At 35.5% G+C, this 20936-nt stretch carries 19 protein-coding genes; 6 read left to right on the forward strand and 13 right to left on the reverse strand.

Features of this window, described 5'->3' with window-relative positions:
- Window positions 1–69: 69 nt before the first annotated feature.
- The 6 genes from BMX10_RS08100 to BMX10_RS08120 form a co-directional block, all read right to left on the reverse strand.
- The gene (locus BMX10_RS08100; protein WP_244272669.1) at window positions 70–1815 is read right to left on the reverse strand and encodes a methyl-accepting chemotaxis protein; all 1746 of its coding nucleotides are present in this window, start codon (window positions 1813–1815) and stop codon (window positions 70–72) included.
- 413 nt (window positions 1816–2228) lie between these two features.
- Window positions 2229–2768, reverse strand: coding sequence for a DUF5698 domain-containing protein (locus tag BMX10_RS08105; protein ID WP_090442117.1), 540 nt, complete (start codon window positions 2766–2768; stop codon window positions 2229–2231).
- Between the two features lie 632 nt (window positions 2769–3400).
- Window positions 3401–4243, reverse strand: coding sequence for a DegV family protein (locus BMX10_RS08110; protein ID WP_090442121.1), 843 nt, complete (start codon window positions 4241–4243; stop codon window positions 3401–3403).
- A gap of 129 nt (window positions 4244–4372) precedes the next feature.
- A complete protein-coding gene (locus BMX10_RS17990; RefSeq protein ID WP_170834741.1) occupies window positions 4373–4534 on the reverse strand; it encodes a hypothetical protein in 162 nt (53 codons plus the stop codon).
- A gap of 237 nt (window positions 4535–4771) precedes the next feature.
- A complete protein-coding gene (locus tag BMX10_RS08115; RefSeq protein WP_090442124.1) occupies window positions 4772–6247 on the reverse strand; it encodes a protein adenylyltransferase SelO in 1476 nt (491 codons plus the stop codon).
- A gap of 460 nt (window positions 6248–6707) precedes the next feature.
- Entirely contained in the window at window positions 6708–6899 is a 192-nt protein-coding gene (locus BMX10_RS08120; protein ID WP_090442127.1) for a hypothetical protein, read from the reverse strand.
- 386 nt (window positions 6900–7285) lie between these two features.
- On the opposite strand from BMX10_RS08120, the gene BMX10_RS08125 reads away from it, so the two are divergent.
- Entirely contained in the window at window positions 7286–8431 is a 1146-nt protein-coding gene (locus tag BMX10_RS08125; RefSeq protein WP_090442130.1) for an iron-containing alcohol dehydrogenase, read from the forward strand.
- Between the two features lie 178 nt (window positions 8432–8609).
- Here BMX10_RS08125 and BMX10_RS08130 read toward each other — a convergent pair whose 3' ends face one another.
- The 4 genes from BMX10_RS08130 to BMX10_RS08145 all read right to left on the reverse strand — a co-directional run bounded on the left by BMX10_RS08130 (window position 8610) and on the right by BMX10_RS08145 (window position 12778).
- Window positions 8610–8834 (reverse strand): MoaD/ThiS family protein, encoded by a 225-nt coding sequence (locus BMX10_RS08130; RefSeq protein WP_090442132.1) that lies wholly within the window; start codon window positions 8832–8834, stop codon window positions 8610–8612.
- Window positions 8835–8905: 71 nt separating this feature from the next.
- Entirely contained in the window at window positions 8906–10627 is a 1722-nt protein-coding gene (locus BMX10_RS08135; RefSeq protein ID WP_090442134.1) for an aldehyde ferredoxin oxidoreductase family protein, read from the reverse strand.
- Window positions 10628–10872: 245 nt separating this feature from the next.
- Window positions 10873–11793 (reverse strand): DUF4846 domain-containing protein, encoded by a 921-nt coding sequence (locus BMX10_RS08140; protein ID WP_090442137.1) that lies wholly within the window; start codon window positions 11791–11793, stop codon window positions 10873–10875.
- A gap of 223 nt (window positions 11794–12016) precedes the next feature.
- Window positions 12017–12778: a slipin family protein gene (locus BMX10_RS08145; protein WP_090442140.1), complete on the reverse strand. Its 762-nt coding sequence runs from the start codon at window positions 12776–12778 to the stop codon at window positions 12017–12019.
- A 783-nt stretch (window positions 12779–13561) separates the two neighbouring features.
- On the opposite strand from BMX10_RS08145, the gene BMX10_RS08150 reads away from it, so the two are divergent.
- From BMX10_RS08150 to BMX10_RS08165, 4 genes are all read left to right on the forward strand, one after another.
- A complete protein-coding gene (locus BMX10_RS08150; RefSeq protein WP_090442143.1) occupies window positions 13562–15676 on the forward strand; it encodes a sensor histidine kinase in 2115 nt (704 codons plus the stop codon).
- Window positions 15677–15961: 285 nt separating this feature from the next.
- The gene (locus BMX10_RS08155) at window positions 15962–16723 is read left to right on the forward strand and encodes a 4Fe-4S binding protein (protein ID WP_090442145.1); all 762 of its coding nucleotides are present in this window, start codon (window positions 15962–15964) and stop codon (window positions 16721–16723) included.
- 13 nt (window positions 16724–16736) lie between these two features.
- Entirely contained in the window at window positions 16737–17216 is a 480-nt protein-coding gene (locus BMX10_RS08160; RefSeq protein ID WP_090442220.1) for a permease, read from the forward strand.
- Window positions 17213–17749, forward strand: a complete 537-nt coding sequence (locus tag BMX10_RS08165; protein WP_090442148.1) for a permease — start codon at window positions 17213–17215, stop codon at window positions 17747–17749. The genes BMX10_RS08160 and BMX10_RS08165 overlap by 4 nt, the downstream gene beginning before the upstream one ends.
- Window positions 17750–18092: 343 nt before the next feature.
- Here the strand turns inward: BMX10_RS08165 and BMX10_RS08170 are convergent, their stop codons facing one another.
- The 3 genes from BMX10_RS08170 to BMX10_RS08180 are packed head-to-tail and all read right to left on the reverse strand — an operon-like array spanning window position 18093 to window position 19679.
- Window positions 18093–18716 (reverse strand): nitroreductase family protein, encoded by a 624-nt coding sequence (locus tag BMX10_RS08170; RefSeq protein ID WP_090442151.1) that lies wholly within the window; start codon window positions 18714–18716, stop codon window positions 18093–18095.
- A 19-nt stretch (window positions 18717–18735) separates the two neighbouring features.
- The gene (locus tag BMX10_RS08175) at window positions 18736–19200 is read right to left on the reverse strand and encodes a pyridoxamine 5'-phosphate oxidase family protein (RefSeq protein WP_244272670.1); all 465 of its coding nucleotides are present in this window, start codon (window positions 19198–19200) and stop codon (window positions 18736–18738) included.
- Between the two features lie 35 nt (window positions 19201–19235).
- On the reverse strand, window positions 19236–19679 hold the full coding sequence (locus tag BMX10_RS08180; RefSeq protein ID WP_090442155.1) for a MarR family winged helix-turn-helix transcriptional regulator: 444 nt from the start codon (window positions 19677–19679) through the stop codon (window positions 19236–19238).
- Between the two features lie 351 nt (window positions 19680–20030).
- Here BMX10_RS08180 and BMX10_RS08185 point away from each other — a divergent pair, with 351 nt between their 5' ends.
- Window positions 20031–20792 (forward strand): MFS transporter, encoded by a 762-nt coding sequence (locus tag BMX10_RS08185; RefSeq protein WP_090442157.1) that lies wholly within the window; start codon window positions 20031–20033, stop codon window positions 20790–20792.
- Window positions 20793–20936: the final 144 nt, after the last annotated feature.

A 20936-nucleotide genomic window follows, 5' to 3' on the forward strand; every position in this document is an offset into this window, starting at 1 on the left:
CAACATCTTAAAGCCGCTTTGCAAAAAAGCGGCTTTTCATAATTACACTCTTTTATGAAAAAACATTTCTTATATCTTAAATTTACTTATTAAAACCTGTAGCTCCTCTGCAATTTTTGATAATTCTTCACTGGCATTTGCTATTTCTTCGATAGATGCTGCTTGTTCCTCCATGGATGCAGAGGCCTCTTGAGTGCCTGCTGCGTTTTCCTCTGCAATAGCTGATAGATTTTGCATCAGATCCACTAGATTACTCTTATTAGAATTCATACTTTCTGCTGATTCGTTGAGTTTTTCTATGATGGTTTTTGTTGCGTCAATAGAAGAGGCAATCATTTCAAATTTTTCTTCAGTTTGTTTGACACTCTCATTTTGTGACTCTACTATATGTTTTGTCTCACTCATAGTTTTTACCGCGCCATGAGATTTTGATTTTAATTCTTCAATCACTTGTTTTATTTCTTCTGTGAAATTACTTGTTTCCTCAGCTAGCTTTCTGATTTCTTCTGCAACCACTGCAAAGCCTCTCCCAGCTTCTCCTGCTCTCGCAGCTTCTATTGCGGCATTTAATGCCAATAGGTTCGTCTGATCAGATATGCTGTGGATCATACTACTGGCTTTTTCAATCTTTTCTGCACTTTCATTATTGCTTACGATTACCTCATAGACCTCATTAGATGCTTTGCTGCTTTCCTTTGTCTTATTTATAAGTCCCTTCAGTATATGAAAGCCTTCTTCTTTTTGCTTGTCTATTTCTTTTATTGCTTCATTTAGTTCTTCTGTATATTCTCCATTATTTTGTAGTAATTGTCCCATTTCCTCTACATTTCCAGCTGATACCTCTGTATCTTTAGCTTGTTCATTTGCTCCTTTAGCAATCTCTTCTATGGTTCTTGCAACTTCCTCTGATGCGATTGCTGATTGCTGGGATGTGGCAGTAAGCTCTTCTGATGATGCAGCTATTTGCTCTGAAGCATTCATAGTATTATGTATAAAACTTCTTACATTATCCTCCATAACCTTTAGTGCATTTGTCATTATTCCAATTTCATCTCTTCTGTCCATATATTTTATAACTTCAGCTTCTTTATTGAATCGAAAATCTAGATTTCCCTGTTTCTCCACAACTGCTGTTAATGCAGAGATGGGATTAGCAATTGTATTGCCGATGAGGTAACTCATTATTGTAGCGATTAGCAGAATCAAAACTACTAAACCAGCAAATAATTTCATTGCTGCATCTCGTCCTTCTCTTACTATATTGTTTACTGCTTCTATAGGCTTTCCTACAAAATATACTCCAATGATATTTCCATTGGTATCAAGCATTGGTATATATTTTGTGATATATGCTCCACCCAAGATATCTGCCTCTCCAATGTATTCTTTTCCCTCTACCATTGCCTTATAGGCATTACCTTCTTGATCAAGAACTGTTCCAACAGCACGCCTTCCTTCTTCATTTATTATGCTTGTTATAACTCTTTCGAAATCACTTCCTGCTCTTTTAAAAATAGTAGCAACCATATCCATGTCACCTGAAAACTGATCTAGCTGACGATATCTTTCTGCAATACTCTCTCCTCTAGCATCTACTAATTCCCCTTGTGAATTAAGATTTAAAATGCCAAATTCTTCCCTTATCATACTAATAAAAACATTTCCTGCACCATCAAGCTGTTCATCGTACAAGGTTTCGATGATTTCATTGGTTGTTTTAGTACTATTCCACAGTCCTATCCCTACAGCTGCTACTGATGAGACAACCACCAATAACGATATAAGTAATATTAGCTTTGATTTTATACTTTTCATTGCACATGCCCCCTTTATATAATTTTTTTTATGTATCTAGCTTCTTTGATTGATAAGTGAATGAAGAAGACACTGCATTTCTGCATTTTTCTACATTATTCGACAATTATCTATTCAAATCCTCCTTCTAGATTCTATGTTTGATGTAATAATTAAATATTTATATATTAATATTTACCCATTTTTTACTATAAACAGCATAATTTCGAAAGTTTATTTTTTAACAATTTTTGTTTTTTAGCAAAAATAATATATTTTTACCCAGAAAACTGTTATCTGTCCCTTGAATACAAAAAAAAGAAACATGTTTCTAAAAATGCTTATGAAATAGCATTTACTACGCTTTCGTTGGGTGAAACGACTGCGACAATTGTATTATAAATTAAAACTACCCGATGGGCGGGTAGTTTTGATTAGATTGCCTTTACTCTTGTTGTAGTAATTTTGCCTTCCACTTTATTTAAATTTTTAATCTTTAAAGTTGGATCCGTTACTCCACATTCATCCATGATCCCCTCTAGTATTTTGAACTCTTTTCTTCTTATTACAACCTCTATTTTGTATCTTCTATGACCATTATTTCCTCTAGCTAAATAATTATTGACTGTATAGCCTTCTTCTCTGAGCATTTCTGCTATTTGGATCATCTTACTTTTATTATTTAGAAATATATCTACTTCCAAAATACCTAAGGCAAGACGATCTTCTATTTTGTTACCGATGAAAACTCCTAGTGTTTTTCCAAGGGCATATGCAAACACAAAATGAATTCCATTTGAATTGGCTACCTTGCTGACAACCGTGGCAAAAATTACAGCATCTGCAAATACTAAAAAATACACTGGATTCATAATCTTCTTTGCCAGCAATATGCTCTTTAATGTTGCAAAAATATTGGTAAGGGCTGTTATTAAAAACAATCCGATAATGGTTAATACTATATGTTGTGTCATTTAAGCACCTCCTTTTTAATTTCTCATTGTCTTTTAATATAATTTTAGACTATCTGTTAGTATATTTTTACTTCCTTGTAATTATTACATAAAAAAAAGCTAACATAATAGCATGTTAGCAAACAATCAGGATTTTTAAGAACTTCATCATTAAAACTTAAACCATTCCACGGGATATGCAGCTTATATTATTTGAAAATAATAGAAAGCATCTAAATAAAATTGTGAGGAATAATCATGTAATTATTTATTTTAATAATTCATATTGAAAATTCAAGAATAGAATAAATCTACTTTCATTATTAGATATTTTGAGAATTTCTAACATACACTAAGGAAGGCATCTAAATCTTTATATACCTTAGGGGCGAAATGAAAAGCATCTTCATAATCATTTTGAAACTAACGATAAAACTATTGTAAATAATAATTTGATTGTATCTTAACCTTCTTTGTCTAACTAATAAACTAACTTTCCAAGTATATCATATTATGAAAAAATATGCAATTATTTTTACTTAGTTAACTACCCTAGGTTTACACAAGTTCAAAGAGACAGGTGCATTGATTTATATCTAATCAATGCACCTGCCTCTAAAAGCCTTATATATCTCTCCATCATTCGAATGAATTTATTCTGACATTATTGTAACGCCAATAAGTCCTGGTCCAGTATGTACTCCTGCAACTGGGCTTATATCACTAAAACCCACTTCTATAATATTGGCGAGCTTTAGAACCTTTTCATAAAGCTCTAATGCTTCTTCCTTAGCTCCACCATGAAGCACCCAAACCTTTGCTCTTTTTTCTTCAAGGGATTCTTTTACTATATCAAGAATCTTTGAAATACTTTGCTTTCGACCTCTTACCTTGGTATAGGTATAATAAATCCCCTCTTTGTTAATTGAGATAATAGGTTTTAAGTTTAATAGTTCTCCTATATTTCCTGAAACCTTTCCAATTCTTCCACCCTTAATAAGGTATTTCAGGGTATCCAATACATAATAAACTTTTATTCTATCTCTAATATTAGGTAGTTCTTCTACTATTTCATCAAAATTTTTACCAGCATTAATCATTTCTCCGCATTCTAATATTATAGCTCCTGCTGCAAGTGTCAATGCCTTTGAATCAAAAATCTCAAACTTCATTTCTGGATGATTCTCACTAACTAGTCTGATACTATTGTGGGTGCCTGATAACCCACTGGAAATTGTTACAGCTATTACATGAGTATAGCCTTCCTTCTTAAGCTTTACAAAAAGACTGTCAATCTCTCCCATAGTGGGAAGTGAAGTTGTTGGAACCTCAACTTCCATGTTGTTATATACTTCTTCTGGTGTTATGTCGACTCTATCAGTATATTCCCTATCCTTATACACAATTTTTAAAGGAAGGACATGGATGTTATACTTCTTAATTTCCTCATGATTTAAATCACTTGTACTATCAGTAACCAATGCAATCTTGTTCAAAGGAATTCCTCCGTTCTTTAGTAATTTAGAAACTTTTCTATATTATACCATACTTTTGCAAATATCTTGTAAAATAGTAGTATTTCTATTTACTAATTATGTAGTTTTATTTCCTTTCGATTGCTTTCATCATTCTTTGGTTAGTTCCAACATCAATTCACTGCACATTTCCTTGGTTTCAAGATTAATATGTTGCATTTCTATCTCTTCTTCAGGCGAGAACCCACTCCAATAGCCTGGAACTTGATGGGTAAACCCACATATTGGACACTTATAAAAGACCATTTCCATATGCTTTTCCTCCAATTTTATAATATGTGATTAGTGTATTATTTTTCTCCAAAATATGTCAAGTATAAATATATGATTATGTGCCTTCAATCACTTTTTCTTCTTTTAAAAATGCAGATAAAGGGCGGAGAACCGATGTAGAGGATTTACTTTATATATTTGATGTTTTTTTTACATCACTAAAGAAATCATTGAGGGTCACAATGATTGAGTTTGCCTGACAAAATACTTCTATCATCAAGTACCGCAAAAAGTTCGGTAAGGACGATTTGATGGCTCAGGCGGTGTAGCATAATCAGTCTGTTGAGATGTGTGAGCGTAAGGATTTGAGAGAACATCAAGAAGTTCCTCCATCACACGATAATCCCCTTGCTTCACTGCTGCTTCTAAAGCCGCTTCTACACGGTGATTTCGAGGGATGAGAGCAGGATTAGAATTCTTCATCAGATCCTGGTAGGAAGCTTGTGATTCCTGCTGTCTGCTTAATCTCCTCTGCCATAGCTGATGCCACTGAGTAAACTCTGGAGCTTTAAACAACGTCGTATCCTCCAGCGTGTCAAAGGTTAATGCTCGAAAGGTATTGGTATAGTCGGCACCATGCTTCTCCATCATGCTGAGAAGATTCTCAATCAGAGATTCATCCTGGGGTTCTTGGTTAAATAATCCTATTTTTCTCCTCATACCCTCCAGCCAATTGCATTTATACAGATCAGGAAACTCCGAAATAGCATTCTGAGCCAGTTCCACAGCCTTATTTTGATTGTCGTGTAGTAATGGTACTAGGGTTTCAGCAAATCGGGCTAGGTTCCACGCAGCAATATGAGGTTGATTGCCATAGGCATACCGTCCTTGCGTATCAATGGAGCTAAATACCGTTTTAGGATCATAGGTGTCCATGAAGGCGCAAGGGCCATAGTCAATGGTTTCACCGCTAAGGGCCATGTTGTCGGTGTTCATTACTCCGTGAATAAAACCTACCAACTGCCATTTGGCTATCAGCACTGCTTGACGTTTAATCACTTCCTGAAGTAAAAAAAGATAGGGGTTTTCCATAGTATCCATCTTTGAGAAATGTCGTTGTAGGGTATAATCAGCTAACTGCCGCAGGTCCTCAACAGTACCCCATTTTGAAGCATATTCAAAGGTTCCAACCCGTAAATGGCTAGCAGCTACACGGGTCAAAATTGCACCAAGGAGCTGAGTTTCACGGATTATTGCCTCACCGGTTGTTACCACCGCCAGACTGCGGGTTGTCGCAATACCAAGGGCATCCATTGCTTCGCTAATGATGTATTCCCGCAGCATCGGTCCAAGAGAAGCGCGCCCATCACCGCGACGGGAATATGGTGTTGGACCTGAACCCTTGAGCTGAATATCAAATCTTTTGCCTGAAGGTGTAATCTGTTCACCAATCAACATCGCCCGACCATCCCCTAGCATCGTAAAATGACCAAATTGATGTCCTGCATAAGCCTGCGCTAGAGGTAATGCGCCATCGGGAATCCGATTTCCAGCAAGCACCGCTACACCATTATCCCTTCGAAGTGCTTGAATCTCTAATCCTAAAGAGATTGCCAGCTTATCATTGAGGATAACCAACTTCGGCGAAGGTACAGAGGTTGGGTTGAGAGTGGTAAAAAATATTTTTGGCAAACCAGCATAACTATTATCAAAGTTCCACCCTGTTTCTATTATCTCTTCTCTTGGTGTCATGGTATCTTCCTTTCTTATTAATATGCATCCCATTTTTGGGATTGCATTAGTAGTATAAATTCTACAGTATATAGCAATCTACTTATCATAATTCTTACCCACTTCATTTAAACTTATCTAGTAGTATTTCCTTTATCTTTTATCTCTACTAATTCTAAACTTAACATATACTGGAAGCCATCTGCCACAATCTAATGTCTATATGCTAAGATGATTGTCCCCATCTATACGATGGAGAGATATTAGAATAATATAAAGAGAGGTATCCATATAACGGACGTCATCGACATTGGTGATTGCTCTATAACATTAATATAGTTGAGACAAAGTAAATTAGCAGATACCTTTTCAATTAGAAGGATACATTGATTAGAGCGACGTTAAAAATCAAGAACTTAAGGTCCTAGGTTTTTAACGCTTGGACCTTAAGTTCTTTTTTAACATGAGGTTAATACCTTATTTAGAAACCACCGAAGAATGCTCTTCCTCCAAACAGTACAATTAGCAGCAAGAAGAAGAATAGCAAGCTGTCTCCTGTTTTAAATATACCGCAGTTGCAGAATATAATCACTAATAGAAGGAAGAAAAATAATAAACTACTTTGTCCTCCAAATAAGCCTCCAAAAAAGTCTTTTTTAACCGTATCAGCCATATTGTTCACCTACCTATTAATATTTGACTATCTCTAGCCCTAATATAGAGTATGCAATTTACAATGAAAGGGTGATGGTTAAAACAAAATGTGTAACTCATGAGGGTCAAGCTTGAATTATTTGCATAGCTTTATCAGTTGCATTTTTTCCATTTACTAAAAAGAATGGACTATTCTCAGTGAAGACAATTTGTGTTCTATTAGTATCCATCAAACTACCTCTGGATTAAATAAAGTTTTGATTTTACAAGTAATCCCATGGTTATTTTGTTCTATGCAAAGAAGTTTTTGTAAAAAAAAGATAGGTTATGTTATCTGTTTTATTGGAAATAATAATTTTGTGGGAGAGCATTAGAAAAAAATAATTAGAGGAGGTTTTTTCACAAATGGTAAATTCGTATTTTATGCCATCAGTAAATCACTATGGTCGAGGCGCTGCTGAAATGGTAGGTCCTGAAATTTCTAACAGAGGATATAAAAAGGCTTTAATCGTAACTGATTCTTTCCTAGAAAAAGCAGTAGCACCAGACATTGCTTCCTATTTAAAGCAATCTGGAATTGACAGTGTGGTTTTCGGTGGATCTCAACCAAACCCAACTGACAATAATGTTCATGACGGCCTTAAAATATTCCAAAAGGAAGGCTGCGATTGTATTGTATCTCTAGGGGGCGGATCTTCCCATGACTGTGCTAAAGGTATAGGTTTAGTAGCCGGCGGTGGTGGACACATCCGAGACTACGAGGGCGTAAACAAAAGCACCCAAAAAAGTGCTCCTTTGTTTGCAATTAACACAACAGCAGGGACTGCATCTGAGATAACTCGTTTCTGTATTATTACTAACACAGATACAAAGGTTAAAATGGCCATCGTTGACTGGAGATGTACACCAATAGCCTCCTTTAATGATTCCTTGTTAATGGCAAAAAAACCTCCAGGCTTAACGGCAGCTACTGGAATGGATGCTTTAACCCATGCCATAGAAGCCTATGTATCTACAGCTGCTACCCCTGTTACTGATTCTGCTGCTTTAATGACGATAAAATTAGTTTCTACTAACCTAAGGGCTGCCGTTGCCAACGGTGACAACATGGTAGCAAGAGATAACATGATGTACGCTCAGTTATTAGGTGGAATGGCATTTAACAACGCCATCCTTGGATACGTTCATGCTATGGCACATCAATTAGGTGGATTCTATGATCTTCCTCATGGTGTATGTAATGCTATTCTTTTACCAGCAGTTCAACGTTTTAATCTAATTGCTGCTCCAGAAAGAATGGCTGATATAGCCGTTGCAATGGGTGAAAACATTAATGGATTATCTATAAGAGAAGCTGCTGATGTAGCAATTGATGCTATCCAGCAATTATCAGAGGATATCGGAATCCCATCAGGATTAAAGGAACTGGGGGTTAAAGAGGAAGATTTAGAAGTAATGGCTAAAAATGCTATGAAGGATGCTTGTGGAGCAACAAACCCAAGAGTTCCTACCCTAGAAGATGTAATCAATATCTTCAAATCAGCTATGTAATTTAGTCATTTAAGGCAATAACAAAGCCTACTGGATTTAATATAATATAATCACGTGAAAGAAGAAAATCCTATTGAATAAAATATCAATAGGATTTTCTCTTAACCAAAGAATATTTATTTGTATCATTCTTGGCAAAAACATCAAAAAAATCATTTTTAAAAAACATTTCCTCTCATCAAGCCCCACCTACTGGAGGAAATAAGGATACTGTATTGCCATCTTGTAGGACATGTTCCGTATCTGCATCACGGCCGTCTACAAGACAAATATGTACTTCTTCCAAAGGAATATTGTATTTTTTAATGACATCAATTACTCTGCTTTGGTTCTCTAATTCGGCTTTTTCGCTTTCAAAACGTCCTTCTCTTAAACTAGCAAACAATTTAACATCTACTTGCATCGGTATATACCTCCTATTCAATGAATCTTTCTATCAACTACTGGCCTTATTATTTGCTTATTAGACATCTGCTAAAATTGTAAAACTTGATCAAGTTCTTCATTAGTAATATCCCATACAGCATCATGGGGTGGAATGGATTCAGCTACAAATTCAGGCAGCCTATCATCCTTGCTTGTGAAGCCCGCTGCCTTATTAAAGGCTATTTCTGTTTTAAGGACTGATCTTCCCAAATCAAACCAATCTTCTACTGACCAGTTAGTACCATACTGAGCATTGACCATGTCTATAATGGCATGGGATGCCGGTTCAGAATCAAGCACAGCAAATGCAACAAATAAGCACAGGCCAGAGCTGTCAATAGATGCAGTTGCAATTTGTAGGTTTCTTGATAGTTCGATTTGTCCTTCTTTATTCAGTGGATCAATATTTCCTCCTACCTTCAATATATTTGTTGCAACAGCGTAGCCTGCAGTGTGATCAGCACCCATAGTTGTAGTTGCATAGGTTACCCCTATACCTTTGACAGCTCTAGGGTCATATGCTGGTATAGTCTGACCTTTTACAGTTGGTATCCTTGTTACACCAAAAGCCTTTCCAGTAAAATTAGGTCCATTTCCTAGGATTCGGCCAAGATGGCTTCCCTCTTTGATTTCTTCAACAAATTTTATGATACCTTCACCGTCTCCCCATGGAAGCAGGCCTGCCTCCATTGCCACCATCATGGTTCCCGCTGTGTCAATTGTATCAAGTCCTATATCATCGCACATTTGATCGATTCTAGCTATAATATCTAGGTCATCAACCAAGCAGCCTGCCCCAAAACCCCAAATCGTTTCATACTCGAAACCAGCTGTCAGATATTTGCCATCCTTATCATTATAGGTCTGGGAGCATCGGATGATACAGCCTACATGACATCCATGTGTAGGATCTCCATTTCTACTTACAATCGTATCATACATTTTCTCTCCACATATCTTTTCCGCCCCATCAAACCTTCCCATTCGGAAATTCTTAGTGGGAAGTCCCCCTGCTTCATTTAGAATATTCACCAGTACATTGGTACCATATTTAGGAAGAGCATCTCCACTTACTGGATGTTCAAGCAAAGCTTTATTAAAGATTCGTGCTGCATCTTTAAATTTCTCCTTATCCTTCATCTCGATCCCTGCTCCATCATTGTCATCTAGGGTAATAAATTTTATTCTTTTAGAACCCATTACAGCTCCAAGACCGCCTCGTCCTGCACTTCGGATATGTCCCTTAGGATCTTTGACAGAGATATTTGCAGTAGACAGCTTATACTCTCCTGCTTGCCCTATAGTCATAACTCCAGTATTTTCTCCATATCTTGCTGTCATTGTATGGATTACCTCGTAATTCCCTTTTCCTAAGAGTTCCGTTTCCTCTTTAATCTCTACTCCATCCTTATGAACATGGATACAGTACCATTTATCCTCTTCAGGGATTCCTTCCACAATTAGAGCCTTCACACCCAATTTTGCAAACCTTTGAGCAGCTGTGCCGCCAGCATTACTTTCTTTAATGCCCCCTGTTAATGGACTCTTTGCCCCCACAGAAAGCCTTCCTGAATTAGCAACCATGGTGCCAGCAAATAATCCCGGCGCGAATACTAATTTGTTTTTACTTCCTAGTGGATTACATGTAGGGTCTACTTCCTTAGCTACAATTGCTGAAGTCAACCCACGTCCTCCCAGAAGTCTCCATTCTTCAGGTACTTCTTCCTGAGTAAAACTAAGATTTGACATGTTTACACGGTAAATTTTCAATCATCTAACCTCCATAGATCATTTTGAGGAATTGCATTCCTAGTACATATAGTTTCCTATGAAATCTTGAATTATTCTAAGATGAGTTCCGAAAGTTACAAGCATTGCTAAGAGGTTTCTTAAGTAATATAAAACCAGGCTGTTGTATTAGAGATATATCGTGATACACTCTAAGGAAAAGCCTGGTATTTACTGAAAAGTTGAAAATAAGTGTATTTCATGTACTTTATAGAGTTATTATTTTTTTACGGAAATCTTTTTAAATCTCCTCTTCTAAAGGTCCATTCGGGAGTTTTGATATCTTCTCCCTGAATACTTAAAGAGTACCAAGGACTCAATGCTATATTATTAGGATTTACTAATATCTGTGTTTCTTGAGCTGGCATATAGCTCTGAGCCAATAAAAACAGCTTTTCTCCCGTAGCTTCATTCAATGCCATATCCACAACAATTACTGCGTGTCCGGGGCTGCCTCCCTGAATAAAAATATCGCCAATCTCTATATCATCTAGGTTTACGTCTATTAGCTCTTTTTCAAGTGAAATGGTTCCCGCATAAGCAAAAATGATATCCATATAGCGCCTAAAATCCTGATAAGTATTGGAGGGTTCAGCTCTCTTCTGCCAGTAACTGCAGTTTCCATCTACAACGATTCTATAGCCCTCCATCCATTTGCTGTAATCTACCCTAAAGCCATTGGTAAAATTGAAATGGATTTCATCATAACGGCCAATGCCATACAAATATTCTCCCCTTAGACGCATTATGGCATCTGCGCACTGCTGCAAATCTCGGTCCCCGATTTCCATATCTACTACAGCTATGTAGATGTTTTTCTTATTCTTCACTGATCCATCATGATATAGTACTGGTGAGCCATGGGGCTTTAATGGCAACCTTCTCAAATATTCAGCAAATGAGCCCTCTTTTACAGCAATCCGCTGAAAATCTTTTGGTGTCAGGATTCTTGTCTCAATATCTTTCCCTTCTTCTTCAATAAGACTTTGTTTTTGGAGCTCCACCTCAGGTATCGTATGTGCATCCACCTGTTCTTTTTCCTCTTGGACCTCCTTTCCTTCAAGCTGTTGATTGCTGCAGGCAATGAAATGCATTACTAGTATTAAAATAATTAAACATTTGAAAACAATGCTAAAGAATCTTTTCATATTTCACCTCATATTCCTTGGTTTTACCTTACCCTTTTATCTTAATGTCAGATTCATAAAAAAGACAATTTTTTCTAACTATATCTTATATTAATATCCTATTTTTGTAAATTTATTAAATGTCAGTAGTGCAGTATCTTCTACCTTATGACAGGATGCAAAAAAATCCCCTCAATTTTCTGAAGGGATTTAATAAAAGTAGCTTACTAGAATGCTTCCTTTTCTATTTTGATGGCATATTGATGCCATCATTAGCTGCATTTAAGACAATTGTATTTCCTGAGGATTCACCTAATGCTTGTAATATTCTAAGCTGTAATAAAGCAGGATTGTTCTCAAGCATTTTAGCGCTATTTGCAAGATTTCTAAGAGCTGCAGCTTCTCCCCTTGCTCTTTCCAAACGAGCCTGTCCATCTTTTTGGGCCTGTAGTACTTGAGTAAATACTTTCTTCATTTCTCCTACAAGGGTAATGTCTTTAATATCAGCAGAATGTAATCTTATACCTATTTTTTCTGCTTTTAAAGCTGCTTTCTCTAAAATGACAGTATTAATATTGTTTCTTTTTTCAAAAACCTCACTTAACTCTAATGTAGTAATTACTTCCCGCAAAGACAACTGCAGCATCAAATACAATGATTCGTAATAATTAATTGTTTTGTTCACAGCTGCTATAGGATCTATGATTTCATAAATAGCAGCGACATTAACCTTGATGGGGGCTCCATCATTTGTAAGGATTTCCTGTCCACTAATATTTATGGAGTTTGGCCTAGTATCTATTTTTTCAATGACTGTATTGATGTGAAAGCAGAAATACTGCCCTGGTTTTAATAGCCCCATTAATTCACCCTTTTTATATTTTAAGCCCCTTTCATATTCAAATATTGTTACTATGCTAAAAGCCTTCTTGCTTACTACAATGATTAAAAGAATGCAAGCAAAAAATAGTACAAAACCGGATAGTCCCACAATAATATTTTCCAATTTTTTCTCCTCTTTTTTGTATTTTCTGCCTTAATAGAGCCATCGATAAACAACGGAGGCTTTAACCTGCAAGGCTTTTTATCGATTTTTGACCCTATTAAAACAGAATTTGGGATTCGAACCCTGACCATGACATAGTCCGCCATAAAGAAGCCATACACGCAGAACTATATGGGCTACGCTGCTATAGCTGCACAAGCTTCTTCCCTTTATTATAAACAATGCCCTCCGATATAGTATAGTAACAATGTTTTCTAATAATATTAATATTTTTACAGTATTAGAAGATTGTTGAAATTTATCAATCTCCTTCCCCCCCCCATAACAGCGTTTTTATACGTGAAAATAGCAGTCCTATTTCTTCATCCTTGTATGATCTTCTGTCGCTATCTCAAATAATCAAGCAATACTAATAATCAGTCATAGCATTAGCTAAGGATATAATGTAAAAATATTTTTACGTTTCTCTAACTAACTCTAGCATCAATTCACTACACATTTCTTCCGTTAGGCTTTACAAGATTATAACAAGCTTCAAACTATTTTGCTATGTTTTACTTTTTTCATTATTATAATTAAAATCTAATCCATTCACAGCCTACATCTATTATAAATATCCTAAACTCTATCGATGCGTCACAGTAATATGTTTCGGTGATCTTCCTGGCAATAAATTATCCTGCAAAAAAATTTGGAGTTATGTAGGATAAAATAGAAAAATGTAGAATTTTTATTATATACTTAGTTACAGAAAATCAATATATTAAAAGTAGGTAATTACTAATGAAGCCAAATAAAAAACTCTTTATAATTTTTCTAATCTGTGTACTAGTAATATTAATCTCTAGTTGTGCACAACAAATGAATCAAGATCAGATCCCTATGGCAAATATGGGGTATCTTGATCTTTTATCATGGGATTTTGAAGAGAATGACATTATTAAGCTGCAGGGGCATTGGAAGTTTTATTGGGAACAGCTAATTGAGTCAGATGATTTTCCCCAAGACAGCACCTCAAGTATGCAGTATATTCAGGTGCCTGCTACATGGAACAATTATACTGTTGAAGATATAAGCCTTACAGGAGATGGATTTGCAACCTACAAATTACGTATTGCCACCAAACATAGAAATGAATCACTGGGTCTGGAAATTCCTAAAATATCGACGGCCTATAGACTTTGGGTAAATAATGAATTATTGGCTGCTAGCGGTAACCTAGGAATGACCTCTGATAGTTCTATTCCTAAATTTCAACCAAGTATGGTATTCTTTGATTCCAAATCGGGAGATTTAGAATTAATTATTCAAGTATCAAACTTTCATCATCAACATGGAGGAATACTTAAAAACTTTAGATTAGGGCTTGCAGATCAAATGAAATTAAGAGAAAACTGGCACTTAGCTTTTGATGTCTTTGTTTTTGGCAGTCTTTTTGTTGTAGGTATTTATCACTTAATATTCTATTTTTATAGAAGAAAGGAAAAATCTAATCTTTTTTTTGGGTCTTTTTGTATCATGATAGGAATTAGAACCCTTTTTATTGGTACAATGTTTGTTTTTCAATTATTTCCTCATTTGAACTGGGAGATGGCTTTAAAGATAGAATACCTAACCTTTTATCTTGGCACCCCATTATTTATTTTATATTTGAAATCCATTCTATTTCAAGAAATTTCAATGAAAGCTATTCATCTATCGATAGCATCTTCCTTAATCTTTAGTCTTTTAGTGTTATTTAACCCAGTTAAAATCTATGCTCAATATAACATTATCTATCAGTTTTTTGCATTTTTAATTATTTTTTACTTAATTTATGCTCTGGTGCTGGCTTATTTAAGGAAAAGAGAGGGAGCTGTTGCTATAGGCTTAGCTGTGATTTTTTTTGTTGGCACTGTAATAAATGATATTCTTTATGAAAGCTCGTTAATCTATTTTAGCAAAAGCTTTGTTACAACCAGTCTTTCTTCTGTAGGTTTTTTGGTTTTTGTATTTTCACAATCCATCATTTTGTCTAGGAAGTTTACCCATGCCTTCTCAAGGATTGAAGAAATGACAGCCAATCTTCAGCAATTAAATGAGAGCTTGGAAGATAAAGTGTTAGAAAGAACCATTGCCTTAGAAAGCTCTAATAGGAAGTTGGAGGAAGCATATCAAGATTTATCAGAGATGGAACAATCCCGAACGAATTTGCTAACCAACATATCCCATGACTTACGCAGCCCAATGGCCTCTGTATTAGGATACATTAACGCCATTTTGGATGGAATTGTTGAACAACCGGAACAGCAAATAAGATATTTGCATCGAATAAAAGAAAGGATACATGGGTTAAACCATTTAACTCAAGAGCTTTTCGATTTAACACAGCTAGAATCTAGAAAACTGAAGCTGAAAACTCAAGTAATGTCAATAGAGCTTTTAATGCAGAAAGTCCACGAAAAATATAATCTTGACATACAAAGGGCTGGAATATGCTTTCATCTAATCTCACCAGATATGAATTCTTCCTTTCCCCATCCTCTCTCTGTGGAGGTAGACGTAGATCGAATGGATAGAGCTTTTTCCAACATCATCTATAATGCCATCAAGCATATCCCTGAGGGAGGGACAATTACTATGAGTTATTATCTAAATAATAGAGACATACCTAGTGAGGTTATTATAAAGATTGCGGATAATGGTTCTGGAATTCCTGCAGAAGATCTTCCTTACGTATTTGATCGTTTTTTTACCGGCTCAAAATCAAGATCTTCTAGTGGCGGTAGTGGATTGGGTTTATCCATTACAAAAGAAATTGTTGAATATCATAATGGTCGGATTTGGGCGACCAGTAAGCCTGGAGAGGAAACAGCATTTTATCTGTCCTTGCCATTATTTAATTATCATCATGCTTGATATCCTTTCTTTCACATATTTGATGGCATGTCTTTAATAATTGATATAGCTCGTTGAATAACTCTCATATTTAGCTTATCGATTGATTTTTCAATTTGAAGCTTTTGTGAATTGCATAAAAAGAGTTATTAAGTATCTGATTAAGGGCTGTAATTGTTACAGCCTTACTTTCTAAAGGGTCTGTAACCTATGTTTCAAATATCCTTTGACAATTTCTAAAAAGAGGCGTATAATAACTATATGCCCCCCCTGTGGAGGGGGGATTTATTAGAGGAGGAGATATAGATGAAAAAATATATGAAAACAAATCGGGCATACACACCCATTAGAAAATATGGCTGGATATTTACTGTATTAGTAGCCTTGGGTGGTTTATGGGTACCTAAACTAGGGCTAGCAGTAGTGCTAATTATGGCTGGATTAACTGCAACGGCCTTTTTCTCAGGACGTTACTGGTGTGGTAACTTTTGCCCTCATGGTAGTTTATTTGATGTGATCATGCTGCCGATTAGTCAAAATAGGAAAATTCCTAAATTTTTGAAGTCTAAAGCAATGATTAGTTTATTTTTTGTATTCTTTATGTTTAACTTTATGCGCAGAATTATAGCAGTCATACCATCTTGGGGAAGCTACGACTTCTTAGATCAATTGGGAATGGTTTTCTCAACTACTTATCTAATGGTTATGATTGTAGGCGGATTGTTGGCCATAACGGTGAATCCAAGAACCTGGTGTCAGTTTTGTCCTATGGGAACCCTACAAAAGCTTTCTTATAAACTAGGAACATTGATAGGTGCAACTAAAAATAGAGAGAAAAAAGTGACGATATCAGATCAAAGTAAGTGTGTCAGCTGTGGTAAATGCGAAAAAGTCTGTCCTCTTCAGTTAGCACCTTATTTAGATTTCTCAGGTGAAAATCAGTTTAACAATGTGGATTGTATTAAATGCGGTGTTTGTACACAAAATTGTCCAATCAATCTTTTATCGCTAGCTACAGAAGAAGAAGCATTAACGTTAAAGGAAAAAAGTAAAGTTAGAGGTGAATAGGAGGCAGAATATGATGTTTACGATCGTATTATATATATTAGCCTTAGTTTTACTAATTGTATCTTTTATCAAAGATACAGGTAAAACAAAAATGGCCTTAAAGAAGGCCTGGAAGTCTTTTGAAAATATTCTACCTCAGTTTATTGTGATATTAATCATAGTAGGGATCATGCTTGCAGCCATTAGTCCAGAAGTGATCTCCAGATTAATTGGAAATCAATCTGGTTGGACAGGTATGTTAATTGCTGCAGTGATTGGTGCAATCACCTTGGTGCCAGGGTTTGTAGCATTCCCCTTGGCTGCAGCTCTTTTAAATGGTGGGGCAGGATTAATGCAAATTGCTGTATTCATCTCCACTTTGATGATGGTAGGGATTGTCACAATACCGGTGGAAATTAGTTACTTTGGTAAAAAAGCAACATTTTTAAGAAATGGAATGGCCTTTTTATTCTCATTTGTTGTTGCGCTTGTGATTGGAGTGATCTTAAGATGATGAAATTATTAAAAAGATATCGAATTGCTTTAGTATTAGCTGTATTGAACCTATTACTACTTGTTATTTTTCCAACAATTGGACGGTCATCTATTGAATTGACCCGAAATAATGTCAGGGAAATGTTGATGGTCATTCCACCTATTTTTATGCTGCTTGGTCTTCTAGATGTTTGGGTCAAAAGAGAGACAATGATCAAGCTTATGGGAGATAACTCTGGATTTAGTGGTGCTGTTATTGCCTTTCTAATGGGGTCAGCCGCTGCGGGTCCATTATATGCTGCATTCCCTATAGCGGGGATTTTGCTTAAAAAAGGAAGTAAGCTGTCAAATGTTCTTATTTTTATTGGGGCATGGTCAACCACTAAAATCCCATTGTTATTATTTGAAGCATCATCTTTAGGATGGGAATTTATGGTCACTAGATTTGCAGTCAACCTAGTTGGTATTGGTACGATCGCATTTGTAATAGAAAAGTTTTTGGCTGTTGAAGACAAAAAAGCAATCTATAAAAAAGCAGCCACAATGAATTAAGAAAAACAAGTTACAGTGACAGGTATTGCAGGATGCTTTGTCATTGTTCAAAGAGCACGGCTTCTAGACCTAAAAGCAGATTGTCAAAACCTATGATTTTGTGGAAGTCACTTTCATATAGTGCAGCAATTTTGCCACCCAGTTGTAAACATGGGTGGCAAAATTGTATGTTTTTTAGTTTTATAACCTCTGAATCTTTTCTAAATCCTGGATAGTTTAATGATGTTCTGTGCAATACTGTTAGAAAGGTTTACTTATCCGTAGAGCAATATCCCCTCCTGGGCTATTTGTCACTCTATGGATGGAGTATACTTTCGTTGATTGAAATTGCTTTGTTTATGTATCACCACTTGTTGAAATGTATCCTGTCCTCTACTTTTATATGATGCTGTTTGATTTGTTTTGCATTCTGGTTTGGGTATCCAAGGGCTATATAACATGGTATTTCATAGTCAGAGGGCACCTTCATGACCTCTTTTATATGCTTTATCTCTTCATCAAAAGGTATTCTTGTTACACCATATATCCCTTCAGCTACAGCAGCAAGAAGAATATTCTCAATACACATCCATATAGATGCAAATCCGTTAAGAGATGACAAGCAACCCGGTTTCAATAGAGGTTCCCTCTGCCTGAAGAAGGGTAATATAAGGCAACCGGACGTTAAAAGCATGTTATATTGTTTTGGAATAGCGTCGAAATACATTTTCCGTTGACACTGATCCTGTGCCCAATTATCCAAATCATCTGCAATTTCACTTTCAGATGTGTTTCTCTCAACTTTATCTATGAGCTTCAACCTGGAGGTTTTATCATTTACAATAACAAATTCCCATTCTCTCATATGATTATTAGTTGGAGCCCGCATTCCTGCATCTAGAATTCTCTTAATAATATCAATTTTAACTTCTTTATCTTCAAAATCCCGTACCGTTCTCCTTAAACAAATAGCCTCATAAATATCCATACTTATACCTCCATAAAAATTATACTTCAAAGTTGGTATTACTCAAATTATGATAATAATTTCCCCATCTTGATGTAAACTTCAATACAGAATAGTCGGGATCAGATACACCAAGAGGATAGTATATTTCAAAGCCTTCTCTCCACAAGCGTTTTCTTGTCTCAGAGTCAGTCAATACTTCCATATCTCCTACTAACATTAATCCCCTAAAACTTTTCTCATCATTAAAATAAATGCAGGCTTTTGAGTTTTTCATTAACTGTGATACTCTTTTTGATGAGGTATTTGTACTTAACCATATTGTTTTCAATCCTTCAGTCTCCATTTTTAGCATTGCCTTTATGTTTGGATACCCATCTTCACCACTGGTACCTAGTGTTACAGTATTACAGTTTTCCACAAGTGTAAGTGCCGACTTAAGTACATCCTCTTTGTGTGAACTTAACATTTTACTGGTATTTTCAAGAGAATTGCTATTCGTCATTTCTATTACCCCCTCAATTTATATTCAATTCTTATTCAATTTTTTTCCGAATCTAGAAGGTTATTAAATATCCGTTCCAAGAATGCTTCAAACTCCTCAATTTCTACAGTTTTGAAATTCTTATAAAACAACTCTGTCATATCAAGTGAAACTTTTTCATAAGCAGTTTTCATTTTTTTGTTTTCTTCCGTAAGTTGTACTAATACCTTGCGCCTATCAGTGCTGGAATATATACGTAAGAGATGTCCTGATTCCTCCAACCTGTCTAACATACGGGTAAGAGTAGATTTACCCAATGCTGTTTGCTTGGATAATTCTTGTATTGAGATATTATCATTCTGCCAAAGAGCAAAAAGAATACGACCCTGTGCAGGATTAATCTCAGTTATATTGTACTCTTTCAGCTTTTTTGCAAATATCCGTCCAGCTAATTGATGAATTTTTGAAATTAAATAACCACCTTGCCTTATTTTTCTCATAATCTCTCCTTTTCACTGTATACTATAATAAAAACAAATAATGTTGTAAGTAGTATAATTGTATATACAACTTTTGTCAAGATGTTTTGAACTTTTTGCTTTTCTATATTTTTTTCGCTTTTAGTTATTTAATTGCTCTGTTATATAAGATAATTGTTAACATTATCCTACTGAAAACAAATCCTTTATAGCATTTCCCCATTTTTCTGCATAAATAGAGATAATATAGGTACACTCATTAACATTTATTACTACTATCCTAGAAAGTAACCCCAAGTGTATAATGAAACAATAAACTATATATGCTTTTTAGCAGCCCCATGTTTAATAGAATATTGAAGATGAGAAGAATTGTATAAGATAATTAGAAAGGTGATTCATTTGACATTTTTAAAAACCATAGGGAGAACTTCCCTAACAATCTTTAGAAATATTTTGCTGGGAATCGGGCTAGTTCTTATACCAATTTTAAGTGGACTGATCATGAGTATTATGCAGTCATTGGTCTTTGTTCCCGAGGATTTTATTATGTGGTCTGTAGGAAATTCAGTTCCTAGCTTGGCTCTAATTTTTTTCATCATTATGGCTTCAATCTTGGTTTATTACATTAATACAAAAAAGCATTCTCCTGAAGAGAAGTTATTTATAACAGTCTTTAGATTTGTGAGAAGACATAGAAAAGCCACTATTGCTGCCCTTCTAGGATTCTCTATAATCATAGGATATTATATGTTTACAAATGTTAGTGTCATTTCCAATGACAGGATCGTTACCCACAGTTTCTTTCATCCCCAAGGTAAGGAATATTCCTATACCGATATAGAAGCCCTTCACACTGGACTATACAATAAAACCGTGCCTTTTACCTCCCATCAAAAAGGGGAGTTCTATTATATCATTGAACTAAAGGATGGTAAAAAGATTAACCTTGAACATGTGGGCGGTGTTAAAAATCATGAGGATAGCTGGCTAACCTTTATGAAATTAGACCAGATCTTTACAAAATTGGACGTAACGAAAAACATTGATGCTGAAGATGTAGATTTCTATTTAAATAGTTTGGATCCCCTATATAGAAACAGAATACAAAGTATCTTTAGTAATGTAAAATAGCTTAAACACAAGGATAATAGCTCCTTGTGTTTTTAGTGTTTGCAGAAAAAATCGATGGACCAGGTCCATCGATTTATCATATTTTAGTTTAGGAAAATCCCCTAAACTTATATCGTTTAGGGGTACATATAACTCACTTTAGTA

This window comes from Natronincola peptidivorans, assembly GCF_900111615.1.
GTDB classification, from domain to species: Bacteria; Bacillota; Clostridia; order Peptostreptococcales; family Natronincolaceae; genus Natronincola_A; species Natronincola_A peptidivorans.